Annotated in this window: 18 protein-coding genes; 11 read left to right on the top strand and 7 right to left on the bottom strand. The window is 64.8% G+C overall.

Annotated features, from left to right (window positions below):
• On the bottom strand, positions 1–520 hold a 520-nt coding region (locus AC1D1S_RS12300), incomplete at its 3' end, for a GAF domain-containing protein (RefSeq protein ID WP_476994565.1).
• 85 nt (positions 521–605) lie between these two features.
• Positions 606–1,208, bottom strand: coding sequence for an arsenate reductase/protein-tyrosine-phosphatase family protein (locus tag AC1D1S_RS12295; RefSeq protein WP_476994564.1), 603 nt, complete (start codon positions 1,206–1,208; stop codon positions 606–608).
• A 323-nt stretch (positions 1,209–1,531) separates the two neighbouring features.
• Between AC1D1S_RS12295 and AC1D1S_RS12290 the strand changes: the two genes are divergently transcribed.
• The 3 genes from AC1D1S_RS12290 to AC1D1S_RS12280 all read left to right on the top strand — a co-directional run bounded on the left by AC1D1S_RS12290 (position 1,532) and on the right by AC1D1S_RS12280 (position 5,242).
• Positions 1,532–2,332, top strand: coding sequence for a hypothetical protein (locus AC1D1S_RS12290; protein ID WP_476994563.1), 801 nt, complete (start codon positions 1,532–1,534; stop codon positions 2,330–2,332).
• Positions 2,333–2,773: 441 nt separating this feature from the next.
• Positions 2,774–3,697 (top strand): hypothetical protein, encoded by a 924-nt coding sequence (locus AC1D1S_RS12285; RefSeq protein ID WP_476994562.1) that lies wholly within the window; start codon positions 2,774–2,776, stop codon positions 3,695–3,697.
• Positions 3,698–3,781: 84 nt separating this feature from the next.
• Positions 3,782–5,242: a tyrosine-protein kinase domain-containing protein gene (locus tag AC1D1S_RS12280; RefSeq protein WP_476994561.1), complete on the top strand. Its 1,461-nt coding sequence runs from the start codon at positions 3,782–3,784 to the stop codon at positions 5,240–5,242.
• 74 nt (positions 5,243–5,316) lie between these two features.
• Here AC1D1S_RS12280 and lepB read toward each other — a convergent pair whose 3' ends face one another.
• The gene (gene lepB, locus AC1D1S_RS12275; protein WP_476994560.1) at positions 5,317–6,030 is read right to left on the bottom strand and encodes a signal peptidase I; all 714 of its coding nucleotides are present in this window, start codon (positions 6,028–6,030) and stop codon (positions 5,317–5,319) included.
• Positions 6,031–6,335: 305 nt separating this feature from the next.
• Here lepB and AC1D1S_RS12270 point away from each other — a divergent pair, with 305 nt between their 5' ends.
• Complete coding sequence (locus tag AC1D1S_RS12270) at positions 6,336–6,665, top strand: hypothetical protein (RefSeq protein WP_476994559.1); 330 nt, start codon at positions 6,336–6,338, stop codon at positions 6,663–6,665.
• An 85-nt stretch (positions 6,666–6,750) separates the two neighbouring features.
• Here AC1D1S_RS12270 and arfB read toward each other — a convergent pair whose 3' ends face one another.
• The 3 genes from arfB to AC1D1S_RS12255 all read right to left on the bottom strand — a co-directional run bounded on the left by arfB (position 6,751) and on the right by AC1D1S_RS12255 (position 8,948).
• Positions 6,751–7,173 carry an alternative ribosome rescue aminoacyl-tRNA hydrolase ArfB gene (arfB, locus tag AC1D1S_RS12265; protein ID WP_476994558.1) on the bottom strand — a complete coding sequence of 141 codons (423 nt, stop codon included), beginning with the start codon at positions 7,171–7,173 and terminating at the stop codon, positions 6,751–6,753.
• Positions 7,174–7,236: 63 nt separating this feature from the next.
• Positions 7,237–8,586, bottom strand: a complete 1,350-nt coding sequence (locus AC1D1S_RS12260) for a permease prefix domain 1-containing protein (protein WP_476994557.1) — start codon at positions 8,584–8,586, stop codon at positions 7,237–7,239.
• Positions 8,586–8,948 (bottom strand): PadR family transcriptional regulator, encoded by a 363-nt coding sequence (locus AC1D1S_RS12255; protein ID WP_476994556.1) that lies wholly within the window; start codon positions 8,946–8,948, stop codon positions 8,586–8,588. Before AC1D1S_RS12255 ends, AC1D1S_RS12260 begins: the two co-directional genes overlap by 1 nt.
• Before the next feature lie 168 nt (positions 8,949–9,116).
• Here AC1D1S_RS12255 and paaA point away from each other — a divergent pair, with 168 nt between their 5' ends.
• From paaA to galU, 7 genes are read left to right on the top strand one after another with little or no spacing between them, the layout of a single operon-like run.
• A complete protein-coding gene (gene paaA / locus AC1D1S_RS12250; RefSeq protein ID WP_243181890.1) occupies positions 9,117–10,148 on the top strand; it encodes a 1,2-phenylacetyl-CoA epoxidase subunit PaaA in 1,032 nt (343 codons plus the stop codon).
• The gene (gene paaB / locus AC1D1S_RS12245; protein ID WP_028277739.1) at positions 10,145–10,447 is read left to right on the top strand and encodes a 1,2-phenylacetyl-CoA epoxidase subunit PaaB; all 303 of its coding nucleotides are present in this window, start codon (positions 10,145–10,147) and stop codon (positions 10,445–10,447) included. The genes paaA and paaB overlap by 4 nt, the downstream gene beginning before the upstream one ends.
• Positions 10,444–11,364: a 1,2-phenylacetyl-CoA epoxidase subunit PaaC gene (gene paaC, locus AC1D1S_RS12240; protein ID WP_476994555.1), complete on the top strand. Its 921-nt coding sequence runs from the start codon at positions 10,444–10,446 to the stop codon at positions 11,362–11,364. The genes paaB and paaC overlap by 4 nt, the downstream gene beginning before the upstream one ends.
• Positions 11,365–11,375: 11 nt before the next feature.
• The gene (paaD, locus tag AC1D1S_RS12235; RefSeq protein ID WP_459386029.1) at positions 11,376–11,948 is read left to right on the top strand and encodes a 1,2-phenylacetyl-CoA epoxidase subunit PaaD; all 573 of its coding nucleotides are present in this window, start codon (positions 11,376–11,378) and stop codon (positions 11,946–11,948) included.
• Between the two features lie 15 nt (positions 11,949–11,963).
• Positions 11,964–13,190 (top strand): 1,2-phenylacetyl-CoA epoxidase subunit PaaE, encoded by a 1,227-nt coding sequence (gene paaE / locus AC1D1S_RS12230; RefSeq protein WP_476994554.1) that lies wholly within the window; start codon positions 11,964–11,966, stop codon positions 13,188–13,190.
• A gap of 40 nt (positions 13,191–13,230) precedes the next feature.
• Positions 13,231–14,013, top strand: a complete 783-nt coding sequence (locus AC1D1S_RS12225) for an enoyl-CoA hydratase/isomerase family protein (protein ID WP_476994553.1) — start codon at positions 13,231–13,233, stop codon at positions 14,011–14,013.
• A 54-nt stretch (positions 14,014–14,067) separates the two neighbouring features.
• Complete coding sequence (galU, locus tag AC1D1S_RS12220; RefSeq protein WP_476994552.1) at positions 14,068–14,958, top strand: UTP--glucose-1-phosphate uridylyltransferase GalU; 891 nt, start codon at positions 14,068–14,070, stop codon at positions 14,956–14,958.
• 8 nt (positions 14,959–14,966) lie between these two features.
• Here the strand turns inward: galU and AC1D1S_RS12215 are convergent, their stop codons facing one another.
• Entirely contained in the window at positions 14,967–15,347 is a 381-nt protein-coding gene (locus tag AC1D1S_RS12215) for a VanZ family protein (protein WP_476994551.1), read from the bottom strand.
• Positions 15,348–15,680 lie beyond the last annotated feature (333 nt).

The raw sequence follows: 15,680 nt of genomic DNA, 5'->3' as shown, positions 1-15,680 counted from the left end.
GCTGCACGGCTCGCGCACGGTCCCGGTCCGCGGAGTCTTGGAGCTCACGTTCGGCCCAGCTTCCGAGTTCATCCAACTGCCGGAGCTGAACCTCGGAAAGCTCACGCGGCTGGGTGTCAAACAGGCAGAGAGTTCCGACCCTGCTGCCCGCATCCACGCTCAGCGGCCGGCCGGCATAAAACCGGACCCCGCGCCCGCCGACGACGTCAGGCAGGTCCAAGAACCGCCGGTCCGCCATCGCGTCCGGGACCATCAGGATTTCCGGTTGGGCAATCGCGGCGTCACAGAAAGTGTCCTTCCGGTCGATCTCCCTCAAACCCGTTCCTTGCGGTGACTTCACGAACACCCGGTCTCTGTCCAACAGATTCACGGCGGCTACGGGGACATTGAACAGTTCACGGGCGGCACGGGTGATCCGGTCAAAGCGTTCCTCCGCCCGCGTATCCAACAGGGATAAGCCGTGCAGGGACACCAGCCTGACACGCTCATTCTCGCCGGCTGTTGTCAGATCCACATTCATTTGCCGTCCTCCCAGACCGTCACCGTCAAGAGTACTGTCCAAGACCGGTTCCGGCGCCGGTGAACCGCGGCTGAAGGAGGCGAAGTCAGCTGTGGAGGCGGGCGAAACGCAGAATGGCGAGGATGGCCGGGGCGAGCTCATCCTCCATCTGGTCGTAGAACTCCTGCCCGCGGCGGTAGGGATCAACAACGTCGTTGTCGGCGGCGTCCGGCGCCAGTGACAGGTGCCGAACTGACGCCGCCCGGCCGGGGAGTTCCCGCCAAAAGGATGGAGTGTCGCTGGCGGGAGAGGGTGCGGGGGTGTCCGCGTCGCGCTGCTCAAGGACCTTCAGCATCCGGGCAAACTCGCGGATAGTAAAAGTCCGCTTCAGCAAAGAGGCATCCATCTGCATCACCTCGCCGCGGTGTTTAGCGGTCATCGCCAACACCAGATCGGACTCCCGGAGGATCTTTTGCGTCAGTTGGCGCGCCGCAAAACCGTCCGGGGTGCCGCCATACGTCCTGATGATGTCCGCAGAGCTCGGCTGGATCGGATCGCCCACCATGGCCCGCGTGCCGGCGCTTCGAACCACAAAAGTACCGGGCTGCACCTGATCCAGGCCCGCCTGCAGCAGGCGCTCGGCCACCGGCGAGCGGCAGATGTTGCCGGTGCAGACCGTCAGGATCCGAACGGGGCGAGGCGATTCCAAGGGTTATCCAACTTCCATTAGCGAGACTCTTGCCAGCGACGTGATTTCCGAGTCTAGCCGCGACGGGGCATTCGCATCTCCGGGAGAAGGTAGGGCCAACTTCTGTCGTTCTTGAAAATAAAGCATCTTGATATTGAAGATTCATGCTTTTCTGCGTACAGTCGTCAAAGGATGCCGAAACGCTCGGCAGGAGCTTGCTCGACTGGGGGCTCTCCGCCGCACACGACTTGGGGTAAAAGATGTCGGAGATCAAGAGCCTGGCTGCACCGAAAGCTAGTTTCGACCGCCGTGCCGTTGTTAAGGGCGCCGCGTGGAGTGTGCCCGTGATCGCGGCAGCTATAGCAGCGCCGGCCGCTGCGGCATCGACGCCGCCGACTACATTGTCGGCAGCCCTTATTGCCGGCAGCGGCCTTCCGACGGTCGGGGGAACCCCGCAAATGTCAGGGACCGGACCGCAGGGTTTTGCGGTCACCACTACCGGCGCCGCTGTGACGGGAGCCATATCCGTCGTCATCACCGTCCAGCCCGACGCGGCTGCGACGGCGGCTGGTGTCGGTCTGGCTGTCACAGCAGCGGCACTGGCGCCCAGCGGAAAGTCCTCTCCCTACAACTTCGCATACAGCAGAACCGGTGCGGGTAATGCCGCGAGCAATGCCGTTTTGAAATACACGGTCACTGTGGCTGTCACAGTTGTCGAGTCCGCTACCAAGAAGACTGTGCTGCCTCCCATGGCTTTCGTTGCCACTCTCCAGCCGATAACAGCAGTAAGCCTGGTGCCCGGTACCGGGGTTCCAGTCATCGGTGGGACGCCAAAAGCGGTGGGAACGGGACCCCAGGGATTCAAGGTCACCACCACTGGCGCGTCTGTGATGGGGACCATCACCGTTGGCATCAAGGTCACGCCCGATGCAGCTGCGACGGCGGCTGGCATCGGCCTCACTGTCACCGCGCCAGCCCTGCCGCGCACCGGCCAGTCCGCACCGTACGACTTCGCATACAGCAGAACCGGTAATGGTGCGCTGCCTAATAGTGGCGTCCTGACCTACACCGTCACCGTGACTGTCTCCGGTGCGGGGGCCCCTAGCACCGACATGGTGTTCAAGGTGACTCTCAAAAAGGGCTAAGAGCCCAGAGCCCGTCGGCCGAGCCATGCTCCGGGTGGCCTCCAAAAGTGATCTAATGGCCGGAAGCAAGTGCCGGAATCATGTTGGGGTGCCGCCTCGGTGGAATTCTTGTCGAGTGCGCGCGTCCTTCGATCCAGGCAGGAACATCCCACGGCGTTACCGGATTGGTGAGACTGATTGAAAGCCCCCAGTGACTTGGCCCTTGATGTGCTGGGCACAAGCTTCACCGTTCACTGGGGGCCAGCGGTGACTTTCGCCCAACGGCAATCCATGACCCGGGCCTGGAGCCGGTGCCTAAGCGACTCTTTCGTCGTCGCACCGCAAACGGTGCCGTGCGCTTCGGACCAGCCCTTTACAGCATCCGTCCGCTATGAAACAAAGCTCCCCGGCGCGGGTGTGCGGCACCTCCGCTCGGACTCGTTCGAGGGCTTGGCTGAGGCTGTGACCTCTGAAGTCACCGTGGCGGCCATTCTCGAACGTGCGGGTGAGCTGACCATGCTTCACGCGTGCGGGGTTGCCGACGAGGAAGGCAGGGTGGTCGCCCTGGTGGCAAAGTCCGGCACTGGCAAGACCACGGCTTCCTCGCAGCTCGCCCGGACCTTCGGATATGTAACTGACGAAACTGTTGCAATCCGTGCTGACGGGACAATCGAGCCGTACCCAAAACCGCTGTCGGTCAAGCAGACAACAACGGGCGCAGCGAAACTCCAGGTGGGCCCGGACGAGCTTGGCCTGAAAGTCGCACCGGAAGACCCTCGCATCACGTCCATCGCACTGCTGGACAGGGTTACCGGCGGCGACTATCAGCTCCCCGTCATCGAGCCGGTCCCTCTGGTGGACGCAGTGCTTGCGCTGATCCCGGACACGTCCTCCCAGGCTGCCGTCCTCCAGCCGCTTCAGTCGCTCTGCCGGCTGATCGACAGCGTGGGCGGAGTGTTCCGCGTCAGTTATTCCGAAGCGGCGGACCTAACGGACAGCCTGGCGCCGCTGTTTTTGGCGCAGCCCGCTCACCGGCCGGAAGTCATCACCGCATGGACTCCCGCCCTGCTGGAGTCGGAAGCTGAACAGGCAGATCACCAGGCAGGTGAAAAGAAGGAAGAACCGATCCCCGGAGGCTGGCTGCAACGGACCGACGCCGTTGACGCAGTAGAAATCGGCGGAGACCTTCTGGTTCTGACGGAAACTGAAGTCATCAGGCTCAGTGGCATCGGACCGATCATCTGGCAGACAGCCCAGCGTCCCGTCTCGCTGCAGACTCTGGCGGCCCGAATTGAGGCCGTTCACGGGCTGCCCGAGGGCTATGAAGTGTTGCTTGATGCGGCCGTGGAGGGCCTCGTCGGCCAGGGATTGCTCCTGCGCGGTTAATATGCACACCAACGCGGTCACCGTACCGTAAAGTAACTTTTCGTGTGGGTCGTTGGGACCAGGCACGGGGGAGAGGACCAACACGTGACTGGTTTTGATACGGCCGAGAACAACGGGCAGACACCCGCGGGGCTTGCGCTGGAGGACTACCTGCGCATCGCCCGGGCCCGGTGGAAGGGCATCTTGGCTTTCACCCTGGCCCTCACCGTGCTCGCTTTTTGCTGGACCCTCCTTCAGCCGAAGATCTACTCGGCGCAGTCCAGCGGGATCGTGGTGGCAGGCGGCTCGGATAACCTCAGCCTTTCGCTCATGAGCGAGAACCTGGCCCAGACCAAAGCCGCCAAGTACGAGTCTGTGGCCAAGTCCAGGCTTGTGGCCGAGCGAGTCGTCAAGTCCCTTGGCCTCACCACTTCGCCGGACGCTCTCCTGGGGGCCGTCACCGTTTCCGTGCCGAAGGAAAGCGCCCAGCTTGCCGTCACGGCCACGTCCACTGACCCCGCGATGGCCCAACGGGTCGCGGATGCCTGGGTCATGGGCCTCGCCGAGCAAGTCAAGGAATTGGAAAGTATCCAAGCGGTGGAAGGCTCGAACGTCGTCCCCGTACCAGTAATCCGCGTGGTGCCCCTCGGCCAAGCCCTCTTGCCGACAGCCCCAACATCTCCCAACGTGAAGCTGGCTCTGGCCATCGGAGCCTTGGCCGGCCTGGTTTTTGGCATCCTCTACGCCATGCTTCGCCACCGTTTGGACCGCAGGCTCCGCAGTGCCACTGCGATCGAACGCCGGTTCGGCGTGCCCGTGCTGGGCACGCTCCCGGTGGACCACCGCTTGGACGGGAAAAGCACCGTGCTGGACGATGGATTTAGCCCGGTCGCATCGGGAGAAGGTTCGCATGCCATCACCGAAGCCCTGAGGGAGCTCCGGACAAATCTCCAGTACGTCGACGTCGACAATCCGCCGCGGATCATTGTGGTGACGAGTTCAGTTCCGGCCGAGGGTAAATCGACGGTTACGGCCAATCTTGCGGTCACCATGGCCGCCGCCGGTGAGAACGTTGTAGTGGTCGACGGCGACCTGCGCCGCCCCACCCTGGTCGACGTCTTCAACCTGATCCCCGGCGTCGGGGTAACCGACGTCCTGAGCGGCCACGCCGAGCTAGAAGACGTGCTGCAGGAATGGAGCGCGATGCCTAACCTGCGTGTGCTCGGGTCCGGCCGGATCCCGCCGAACCCCAGTGAGCTGTTGGGCTCCCAGGCAATGAAGACGTTGCTCAAGACCCTCGCACAGGACGCCATTGTGCTGGTTGACGCCCCGCCGTTGCTCCCCGTGACAGACGCCGCCGTCCTCACACGCATTGCCGACGGAGCAATCGTTGTTGTCAGGTCCGGAAAGACCACCGATGAAGAGCTTGGCAAATCCCTCGGCAACCTGGGGCGGGTGAACGGCAACGTCTTGGGCACCATTCTCAACCGCGTGCCCACCACCGGCGCGGGCTCGTACAGGTACTACACCTCGTATCAATCCGTCGAGCCGGTGGCCGCTCGGTAGCACTGAGGCGCGGTAGCACTGAAGATATCCCCTTGGAGCGACCGCTCCGAGGGGATTTTCATTTTCTGGAAAAGTCAGCCCACTCCGCCGGCGCGGTCAAGGGGCCAGAATCTCGCCGCCACCTGACCGACGACGGCCGAGGACTTAATTGTCCTCATGCAGTCGCCTGCCACAACAGTCAGGCTCCGGCAGGCGATGGCCGAATCAACGGAGACCGAACGGTGGTCCCCGAGCACCACGAGCTCTCCCTCGGGGACTGTAAACGCAGGAAGACACCTGAGCGAACGGGGGCTGGTCTGGCAGTCGTTGCTGCCAGCCTCAAACGGCAGATCCTCGAAAATGTAGGGCTCGTCGAGGGGCTGGCCGTCGATGCGCAGTTTGCCATCCTGTCCGCAGCAGCTGATGGTTTGGCCACCGGTCGCAACCACCCGCTTCACCAGGAATTGCTCGTTGGAGGGCCCGATCCCTGTCACATCGCCGAACGAACGGGCAAACCCGGCGAACCCGCCGCTGCGTGCCACCGCCGATTCCGTCTGCCAGCTGTCCGGGCGGGTGAACACCACGATGTCACCGGCGCGTGCTTCTGAGCCAGCGTAGGCAAGACGGTTCACGAGGATTCTGTCGCCGTCGCCCGCAGACCCCTGCAGCGTCGGCTCCATCGATCCTGACGGTATCCGGTAGGCCTTCACCAGGAACCCCTGGATCAGGGCGACAGCCACTAGGGCTACCAGCATGTTCAGGGTCACGGAGGCCCAGAGGGGGAGCTTCTTGCCTGCGCCGATGTTCACGAGTTCAAGCTATCACCGGCGGTCCGGACTCAAGGCGCCGGCGCTGGCTCGTCCTGCATCCGGGGGTGCAGGTCCGCGCAGAGGCGTAGGGAGGCGACGTGGCGCCCCCCAATACAGTACGCCGGGCCCGCCGATCAACACTTTGCGGCCACCAAACCGGCACATAACGCGAGATTTCCCGGATATGAAGCGCACTGTTGCCTACATCACACTCCCTGCCTAGGCTGGGTTGCGGTCGCAGCGTCGCGGCCAAACCGGTCGCAGCGTCGCGGCCAAGCGGTGAATGCACGAACAGGGGAATCGTTTTGAACCACAAACTCCGGGTTCTTGTCAGGCTCGACCTCGATTGCGGTCAGGCAGAAGTAGCAGCGCAGGGACATGTGACGGCGAGGAGCCTCCAGGCCCTGTATGTGGTGGTCAAGCGGGCAAACCACCTGAGGGAAGGACTCCACCTGGTGTTGGATGTCAGCCACGCCGTGGTGGAACCGGCGGCCCTCGAGCAGCTGCGGGAGTGCTCAGCCTCCCACCACTTGCCGGCCACCATTGATCCGCTGCAGTCAGAATGCCAGCTCAGCATCGTTGCGCCGACGGAATATGCGCCGGCCCCGCGGCTCCGGAGGCTGGCAGCAGCCTAGAATCCAGCCGCGTCGGGTTAGCCGATCGAACAGGTTTCCATCTGTGCGCTCCGGCTGCCCGCGACTGATAAGTGACTGGACGGAGCTACTCGGCAGACGGCCGCTGTCGTTGACGTTTCGTCTCTGCCCGCTGTCCCTTTGCGGCGAGGCGCCGACGGTTCGAGCCCCGGGTGGGTTTGGTGGCGCGGCGGCGAGCACCTTCGGGAGCAAGCCCCTCTGCCACGAGGGCGGAGAGCTTGGCCAGGGCGATCTCGCGATTGCGCAGCTGGGAGCGCCGCTCCGACGCCGTCACCGTGATCACGCCGGCGACGAGGCGTTGTCCGAGACGCCTGAACAGCATCAGTCGTTGGTCATCCGAAATCGCCGCCGAGTCGGCAACGCTCCACGAGAGTTCGACGCGGCTGTCCGAGGTGTTGACGTGTTGACCGCCCGGCCCGGACGAGCGCGAGAACCGCCAGCCGAGTTCCGACGCGGGAATCGTGAGCGCGGGTGACACCTCCAGATCCATGCCACTAGCCTTGCACGATATGGGCGAGGGCTGACATTCTCTGTTGTGCGGAGGCCCTGCTGCTTAGATGAAGCCGAAGACGGGCGGGAAGACCACCACCACGACTGTTGCCCAGGCGCCGTAGATCGGCAGGTAGCATGTTTGCCAGCGCTCGACCACGGTAAACGGGAGGCGGCCGCGCAGGAATCCGACGGAGAGCCACGCCGCGCGCAACAAGTGCACCAGCAACAGCAGGTTCAGGCCGAGCGCGGCGATCTTGTTGGGACTGTAGCCGAACTCGGCGATGCGGGTCAGCATGGCGGTCAGCATCACGGCGTCGACTGCAAGGGCCGCGATGACGAGGGCCAACTGCAAAGCATCGAACAGTCCGGGCGGGGCGAGCGGTTCGCGGGCGGAAATCGAGTAGAGCAGCAGACAGAGGACCAGCACCAGGATCGCGTCCATGAGGATGAGCAGGGTGCGGTCGATCTCGACGAAGCCGCCGGCGGTGGCAAGCACGGCCAGAAGGACCAGCAGCATGGCAATGGTCAGCGGTGTGAAGACGCGGGTCAGGACGGGGGCGATGTTTTCGACCACCTGCTGCTTGGCCTCGACGAGCCAGGTGGCCACCACCAGGGCCCCGGGTACGGCGAACGGCAGGACCCAATCGTCCACGACCGGCTGGAAATTGGCGCCAATGATCCTGAGGGTCGCGAGCGTCAGGGCGATCAGGACCGCGCCGCCGAGCGCCAGCAGCGTGTAGTAGATCGCAAGCTCGCCGGTAAACCGCACGAAGTCCATGCGCCGCGTATCGGATCGCCACCTCCCCCCGACGTACGCCATTCCGGTCAGCACCCACAGGAAGACGGGAGCGTGCAGGGCGGCGAGCATCCCGGTGGCGCCGCCTGGGGCGAAGGGATACAGGTTGAGCACTGCCGCCAGGACGGCAAACGGGACCACCAGCGTCGCCGCCACCTTCCAGGTGAAGCGCCGCTTCCACGCGAAGTATCCGGCCACGAAGGGGAAGACGAGCAGGCCCAGGTTGCGCATCAGGGCGGCGCCATCCTCGATCCAGGCAGCGCCAGCCTTGACCGCCACGCCCGCCCCGACGGCAAGTGCCAGGACGACCACCAGCTCGCGCCATGGTGACGCGTTGCCATCGTCGGAGCCCTCCGGCACCAGGACGAGCTGCTTCCACAGCCGCTCGGAGTGCTCGCGGGCAAACTCGTGTGAGACGGCGTCGAGGTTGCCCAGGCGCTTGATGGCGACCAAGAAGGCCTCCTCGTCATCGAGGCCGGTGGCCTGCCGGTCGGCGATTTGCTCGCGCAGGTGGTCCTCCAGCTCGTCCACGTCGGCGGGGGAGATCGCCCGGTTCCGCTGAACGTATCCGCGCCAGCGGTCGATCTGCGCCTCGAGCTCAGCGTGTGGCGCCATCACGCCCACCCCTCAGCCGCGGCCGCGGGCCCCTGGGTGCTCTGCCACACCTGGCGTAGCGCGTCTGCGACGACAGTCCACTGCTCCTGGCGGTCGGCCAGGGCGTCCCGGCCGGCCGGGGTGATGGTGTAGTGCTTGCGCCGGCGCCCGGCATCGGAGGTACCCCACAGCGAGGACACGTAACCCAGCCGCTCAAGCCGGTGCAGCAGCGGGTAGAGCATCCCGTCGGTCCACTGCATGCCGCCGCCCGAGAGCTCACTCACCCGCTTGAGGATGGCGTAGCCGTACAGGTCGCCCTCGGCCAAAATGCCCAGCACCAGGGGCGTGGCCGAGGCGGCGACCAGGTCTTTATCAATCCGCACCGAGCCTCCTATACCTAGAGCTGAAGGGTATCAAGCCTTGTAGCTCTAGGTATAGATGGCCAAGGCGCAGCGGTTTAGCGGCCAGCCGTCCTTGACGCATCTCCAGCCTTCCGCATATCCTGAACGAACGGTCGGTAATTATTTATCGGAAATTCATTAGGAGCAACCATGGCATCGCAGACCCTGCAGTCAGTGCCCGCCGAGCCATCGCCGGCACGGCATGAACTGAGCCCCGAGGACGCGGCCCGGCGCGACGCCGAGGGCCAGGCCTATTTCGACAAGGTCATGGCGGAAGATTCCCGGATCGAGCCGCGTGACTGGATGCCGCCGGCCTACCGCAAGACGCTCCTGCGCCAGATCTCGCAGCACGCGCACTCGGAGATCATTGGCATGCAGCCCGAGGCCAACTGGATCTCCCGCGCCCCGAGCCTGAAGCGCAAGGCCATCCTCATGGCCAAGGTCCAGGACGAGGCGGGCCACGGCCTCTACCTGTATTCCGCTGCCGAAACCCTCGGCCAGCCRCGCGATCAGATGATGCAGGACCTGATGGACGGCAAGGCCAAGTACTCCTCCATCTTCAACTACCCCGCCCGCACCTGGGCCGACATGGGTGCCATCGGCTGGATGGTCGACGGCGCCGCTATCGCCAACCAGGTGCCGCTCTGCCGCGCCTCCTTCGGCCCCTACGGCCGGGCCATGGTGCGGGTCTGCAAGGAAGAGTCCTTCCACCAGCGCCAGGGCTTTGAGATCCTGCTGGAACTCTCCCACGGCACCCCCGAGCAGAAGCAGATGGCCCAGGAAGCGGTAAACCGCTGGTACGCTCCCGCCCTGATGATGTTCGGCCCGCCGGACGACGATTCGCCCAACTCCAAGCAGTCCATGGCCTGGAACATCAAGCGCTTCAGCAACGACGAGCTCCGCAACCGCTTCGTCGGCATGATGATGGAGCAGGTCAAGGTCCTGGAACTCACCCTCCCGGACAAGGACATCCGCTTCAACGAGGAAACCAAGAAGTGGGAGCACGGCCCGCTGGACTGGGATGAATTCCACGAAGTCCTCGCCGGCCGCGGCCCCTGCAACGCCCAGCGCCTGGAACGGCGCCGCGAGGCACACCAGAACGGCGCCTGGGTGCGCGAAGCCGCCGCCGCCTACGCGGAAAAGCAGGCAATGAAGCAAGCAGAGAAGGAATCCGCAGCATGACCACCGAACCCCAAGCAGGAAACGTCTGGCCCATCTGGGAAGTGTTCGTCCGCTCCAGCCGCGGCCTGTCCCACGTCCACGCAGGATCCCTGCACGCACCCGACGCGGCCATGGCCCTGCGCAACGCCCGGGACCTCTACACCCGCCGCAACGAAGGGGTGTCCATCTGGGTGGTCCCGGCCGAGGCCATCGCCTCCAGCGACCCCGATTCCAAAGGCTCCTTCTTTGAATCCCCCCAGGGCAAGGACTACCGCCACGCCACGTACTACACCAAGAGCGAGGGCGTGAAGCACCTGTGAGCACAGCACCCGAAGCAGCAGAAGAAACGGCCGGCCACGGCGACATCTCCGTCGGCGTCAAGGGCTCCGGCAATAGCGGCGAGGCCACCGCCAGCGCCACCCGCATCACCCCCGGCAACGCCCTCCGTCCGGAAGACATCGCCCTGGCCGTCAGCCGCGGCTCCGCGAAGCCGAGCGAAGACGCTGCCGAGTTCGCCCTACGTCTGGGTGACGACGCACTGATCCTGGCCCAGCGACTGGGCCACTGGATCTCCCGCGCGCCGGAGCTCGAAGAGGACGTCGCCCTCGGCAACATCGCCCTGGACGAACTGGGCCATGCCCGGTCCTTCCTCAGCTATGCCGGCGGCCTGGACGGGCGCAGCGAAGACGATCTCGCCTACTTCCGCCGCGAGCACGAGTTCCGCTCCGCGGCGCTCTTCGAACAGCCGAATGGCGACTTTGCCGTCACTATCGCCCGCCAGTTCGTCGTCAGCTACTACCAGTTCGAGCTGTACAGCCGGCTGAAGCATTCCACCGACGAAACGATCGCCGGCATCGCCGCCAAGGCCGTCAAGGAAGTGGACTACCACCGCGACCACAGCGCCCAGTGGGTCCTCCGCCTGGCCCAGGGCACGGACGAGTCCCGCGAGAAGATGATCCACGGTTTCAAGGTCATCTGGCCCTTCGTGGATGAGCTGTTCCGCGACGACGAACTCACCGGACGCCTCAGCGAAGCCGGCGCCGCGCCCCAGCCATCGAGCCTGCGCGACGACTTCGACCGGCTCACCGGCGAGATCCTGGCCGAAGCCGAGCTCGAGGTCCCCAACGTCCAGCCATCACCGGGCGGGGGCCGCCGCGGCCTGCACTCCGAACACCTCGGCTACCTCCTCGCCGAGATGCAGGTGCTCGCCCGCGAGTACCCCGGAGCCAGCTGGTAGAGACCATGGAAATGTTTGTCTCCGATCCGGAAACCGCCGAGCGCCGCAACGCCGCCAAGGGCAATACTGCCCGGGAGAAGGCCTGGGCGGTCGCTGCCACCGTGTGCGACCCCGAAATCCCGGTCCTCACCATCGCGGACCTCGGCATCCTGCGCGATGTCCAGGTCTCGACGGAACCAAGCACTGACGACGGCGGGATGGTTCCCGCCGTCCAGGTCACCATCACCCCGACGTACTCCGGCTGCCCCGCCATGGACGCCATCCGGGATGACCTCACCGCGGTTTTTCACCGTGCGGGGTACCCGAGCGTCCGGGTCGAACTTGTCCTCTCGCCGGCCTGGACCACTGACTGGATGAGTGCCGACGGCAAGGCCAAGCTGGAGCAGTACGGGATAGCCCCACCCTCGGGCCACTCGGCGGCCACCCGGCACGCCGGCCCGGTCCGGCTCTCGCTTGCCGTCAAGTGTCCCCAGTGCTCATCCCTGAACACCAAAGAACTCACCCGCTTCGGTTCCACCTCCTGCAAGGCCCTCTACGTGTGCCAGGACTGCAAGGAACCGTTCGACTACTTCAAAGTCTTGTAAGGAACAGGTGCTTCCATGAAGGTTGTCCGCCAGACCGCCGCGGAGTCGGCCGCAGCCACCGGCCGCCGTCGTGCGTCCTTCCACACCCTGACGGTGGACGAAGTCCGCCGTCTCACCGACGACGCCATCGAGGTGACGTTCGGGGTCCCGCCCGAGCTCGCCGGCCAGTTCGACTACCTGCCGGGCCAGTACGTCGCGCTGCGCACCACTTTGSCCGACGCCGACGGCCAGCCGCACGAGATCCGCCGCAGCTACTCGATCTGTGCCGAACCGCGCAGTTTCGCGGACGGCAGCAGCGAAATCCGCGTGGCCATCAAGAAAGACCTCGGCGGCTTGTTCTCCACGTGGGCCAATGCCGAACTCAAGGCCGGCGACGTCCTGGACGTCATGAGCCCCATGGGTGCCTTTGTCTCCAAGCACGGCCGCGACGGCAAGTCCGTGGAACAGAACGTCATGAACTCCATGAACCATCCGGAAGAGTTGGCGGGGGAGCCCGGCTCTTTCGTGGCGATTGCCGCGGGCTCCGGCATCACTCCCGTGATCGCCATTGCCCGCACCCTGCTGGCGGCCCACCCGGAGACCCGCTTTGACCTCGTCTACGCCAACAAGGCTGCGATGGACGTGATGTTCCTTGAAGAACTCGCGGACCTGAAGGACAAATACCCGGCCCGGCTGGCGCTGCACCACGTGCTCTCGCGTGAACAGCGGATCGCGCCGCTGCTCAGCGGCAGGATCGACGCCGAGAAGCTGCAGGCACTGCTGGGCAATGCCATCCACGCCGACGACGTCGACGAATGGTTCCTCTGCGGCCCGTTCGAACTCGTCCAGCTCTGCCGGGACACCCTCGCCGAGCGTGGCGTTGCCCCGGAGCATGTCCGCTTCGAACTGTTCACTTCGGGCAAGCCGGAGCGCCCCGAGGGCAACATTGGCCGGCCCGTGGTCACGGACGAATCCAAGGAAACCTACAAGATCACGTTCAAGCTGGACRGGCTGCAGGGCGAGGTGGCCAGCCCCACCCATGCCCGCGAGTCCATCCTCAACGCCGCTCTCCGGGTCCGTCCCGATGTGCCGTTCGCCTGCGCTGGCGGCGTGTGCGGCACCTGCCGGGCCAAGGTGGTCAGCGGCAACGTCACCATGGACGAGAACTACGCCCTGGAGCAGGATGAGCTCGACAAGGGCTACGTCCTGACCTGCCAGTCCCACCCCACCACCCCGGAAGTCACGGTCGACTTCGACGTCTAAGGTTTTCGACGTCCAGGCCTTTTCGAATCCAAGGAGCCCCATGATTTCCCTGTCCATCGCCGACGGCGTCGCCGAGGTCGTACTCGACGCCCCGCACAAGCTCAACTCTCTTGACGAGCAGGCACTCGCGGATTTGTCCCAGGCGTACGACGACGCCGCTGACGCCGCCGCGCGCGGCGACGTCCGGGCGCTGCTGCTCCGCGGCGAGGGCCGGGCCTTTTGCRCCGGCCGTGACATTGCCGGCGTTACACCGGAGAGCGATGACGCGCAGGCCTACCTCGGCGGGCTCGTCCAGCCGCTGCTGAAGAAAATGAGCGCCTTCCCCGCGCCCACGTTCGCCGCCGCCCAGGGCGCCTGCCTGGGCGTGGGGCTGGGGCTGCTGCTGGCCACGGATGTGGTTTACGTGGCAGAGAATGCCAAGGTCGGCTCACCGTTCGCCAAACTCGGCGCCACCCTGGACTCCGGCGGGCATTGGTATTTCACCGAACGCCTCGGCATGCACCGGACCCTGGACCTGATCTACACCGCCGAGCTCATGAGCGGTGCCGACGCCGTGGCGCAGGGCCTGTTCAGCCGGGCCATGCCCGCGGCGGAACTTCTGCAGAATTCCCGCGCAATTGTGGCCAGCGTTGCCACCGGCGCCACGGGTGYGTTCCGGGCCAGCAAGGAGCTCGTCGCGCACATCCGGGACCAGCGGCTGGGGCTGTGGGAGGCCATGGAAGAGGAAAACGCAGAACAGGCACGGCTGTGCAAGAGCGAGGACTACGCCGAGGGTTTCCGGGCTTTCCAGGAGAAGCGCAGCCCGGTTTTCAAGGGTCTTTAGGCTCTCTTGCGGGCCCGACTACCACTTTGCACCTTTGATTTGTAAGGTGCAGCTATGACTTTGGGGAAATCAATCAGAAAAGCCGTCATTCCAGCCGCCGGATTGGGCACGCGCTTCCTGCCTGCCACCAAGGCAATGCCGAAGGAGATGCTGCCGGTGGTTGACCAGCCGGCCATCCAGTATGTGGTGGAGGAGGCCGTCAGGGCGGGCCTGACCGATCTGCTGATGATTACCGGCCGCCAGAAGCGGGCGCTGGAGGACCACTTTGACCGCGCCCCGGTCCTGGAACGGACCCTGGAGCTGAAGGGCGATCGGGACCGCTTGGAGGCGATCCAGCACGCCTCCAACCTGGGACCGGTGCACTACGTCCGCCAGGGCGACCCGAAGGGGTTGGGCCACGCGGTCCTGTGTGCCCGCCAGCACGTGGGAGACGAGCCGTTTGCCGTCCTGTTGGGCGATGACCTTGTTGACGAGCGCGACGAGCTGCTCAGCACCATGATCGAGGTCCAGGCGAGGACAGGTGGTTCGGTGGTCGCCCTGATCGAAGTGGATCCGGCCCAGATCAGCGCCTATGGCTGCGCGGACATCTCCGCCGTCGAAGGCGAGGACTACGTCCGGGTGAACCGCCTCGTGGAAAAGCCTGCAGTGGAAGACGCTCCGTCCAACCTTGCCGTGATCGGGAGGTACGTGCTCCATCCGGAGGTCTTCGATGTCCTGGAGGAAACGGAGCCGGGCCGCGGAGGGGAGATCCAGCTGACGGATGCCCTCCAGACCCTGGCCGTGTCCGACTGCGAGGGCGGCGGCGTTTACGGTGTGGTCTTCAAGGGCCGCCGGTACGACACCGGAGACAAGCTGAGCTACCTCAAGGCGGTCATTTCCATCGCCTCGGAGCGCGTTGAATTCGGTGAAGAGCTGAAGACCTGGTTGAAGGAATTCGTTAATTAGGCAGCAAGCTAAACGCGAGACTCTGCCGGGCCCGGCGCTGAAAGGCGCTGGGCCTGTTGGTCTTTTAAGGCTTTGAGCGCGGCAGCTGCCATCAAGGTGCCTGCCGCGCAGCCTGCAGTATTGGTAATAATATCCAGCGGGCTCGCGAAGCGGCTGCTGAGGAATAATAACTGACCGAGTTCCATGCACGCGGAGGCCAGCAGTCCCAGGGCCGCGTTCTGCCACCATTTCCGGCCGGGAAAGGCCAAGGTGGCAGCGATTCCCACAGGGATAAAAAGCACCACGTTGGCGGAGGCCTCCACGAACGCGTAATTGATCCAGCCGGGAAAGCCAAGCGCATGGAGCAAAAATAGAAAGGCGGCAAGTTCGCCTTGGATGGGCCGGTCCACGGGGCTGGGCCAAAACCCGATGAGTGCCAGCAGGATAAAGGCGCCGCCCAGGACTCCTTGCCATAGTCGGGGCCGTACCAGCACCCTCACAGTGGCCCTAGGAGGTCTTCAGAACGGCCAACGCCGCCGTTCCCAAGGCGGCGGCGGCCAGGAACGTCAAGAGGATGTAGGGGAGCGCCTGTCTGGTGGGCAACGGTATGGCAAAGTCTGGCTGCCATCTTCTTTTTGTGCGCCAATGTCTCCCCGTAAATTCCGGTCTCCCCATAGCTCTAGTAAATACCACAACTGGCCATGACAGGCCCCATGACGTGTTAACACGAATGGTGGTGGGGG

Source organism: Arthrobacter sp. P1_A5 (genome assembly GCF_056406825.1).
The sequence above is the reverse complement of the archived record's forward strand: the minus strand, read 5'-3'. Positions and strand labels throughout refer to the sequence as shown.

Bases quoted from the DNA above. Each gene is read 5' to 3' on its own strand.
- AC1D1S_RS12260 (WP_476994557.1), bottom strand. From the start codon at position 8,586: ATGGCGCCACACGCTGAGCTCGAGGCGCAGATCGACCGCTGGCGCGGA.
- arfB (WP_476994558.1), bottom strand. From the start codon at position 7,173: ATGGATCTGGAGGTGTCACCCGCGCTCACGATTCCCGCGTCGGAACTC.
- paaD (WP_459386029.1), top strand. From the start codon at position 11,376: ATGTTTGTCTCCGATCCGGAAACCGCCGAGCGCCGCAACGCCGCCAAG.
- paaB (WP_028277739.1), top strand. From the start codon at position 10,145: ATGACCACCGAACCCCAAGCAGGAAACGTCTGGCCCATCTGGGAAGTG.
- galU (WP_476994552.1), top strand. From the start codon at position 14,068: ATGACTTTGGGGAAATCAATCAGAAAAGCCGTCATTCCAGCCGCCGGA.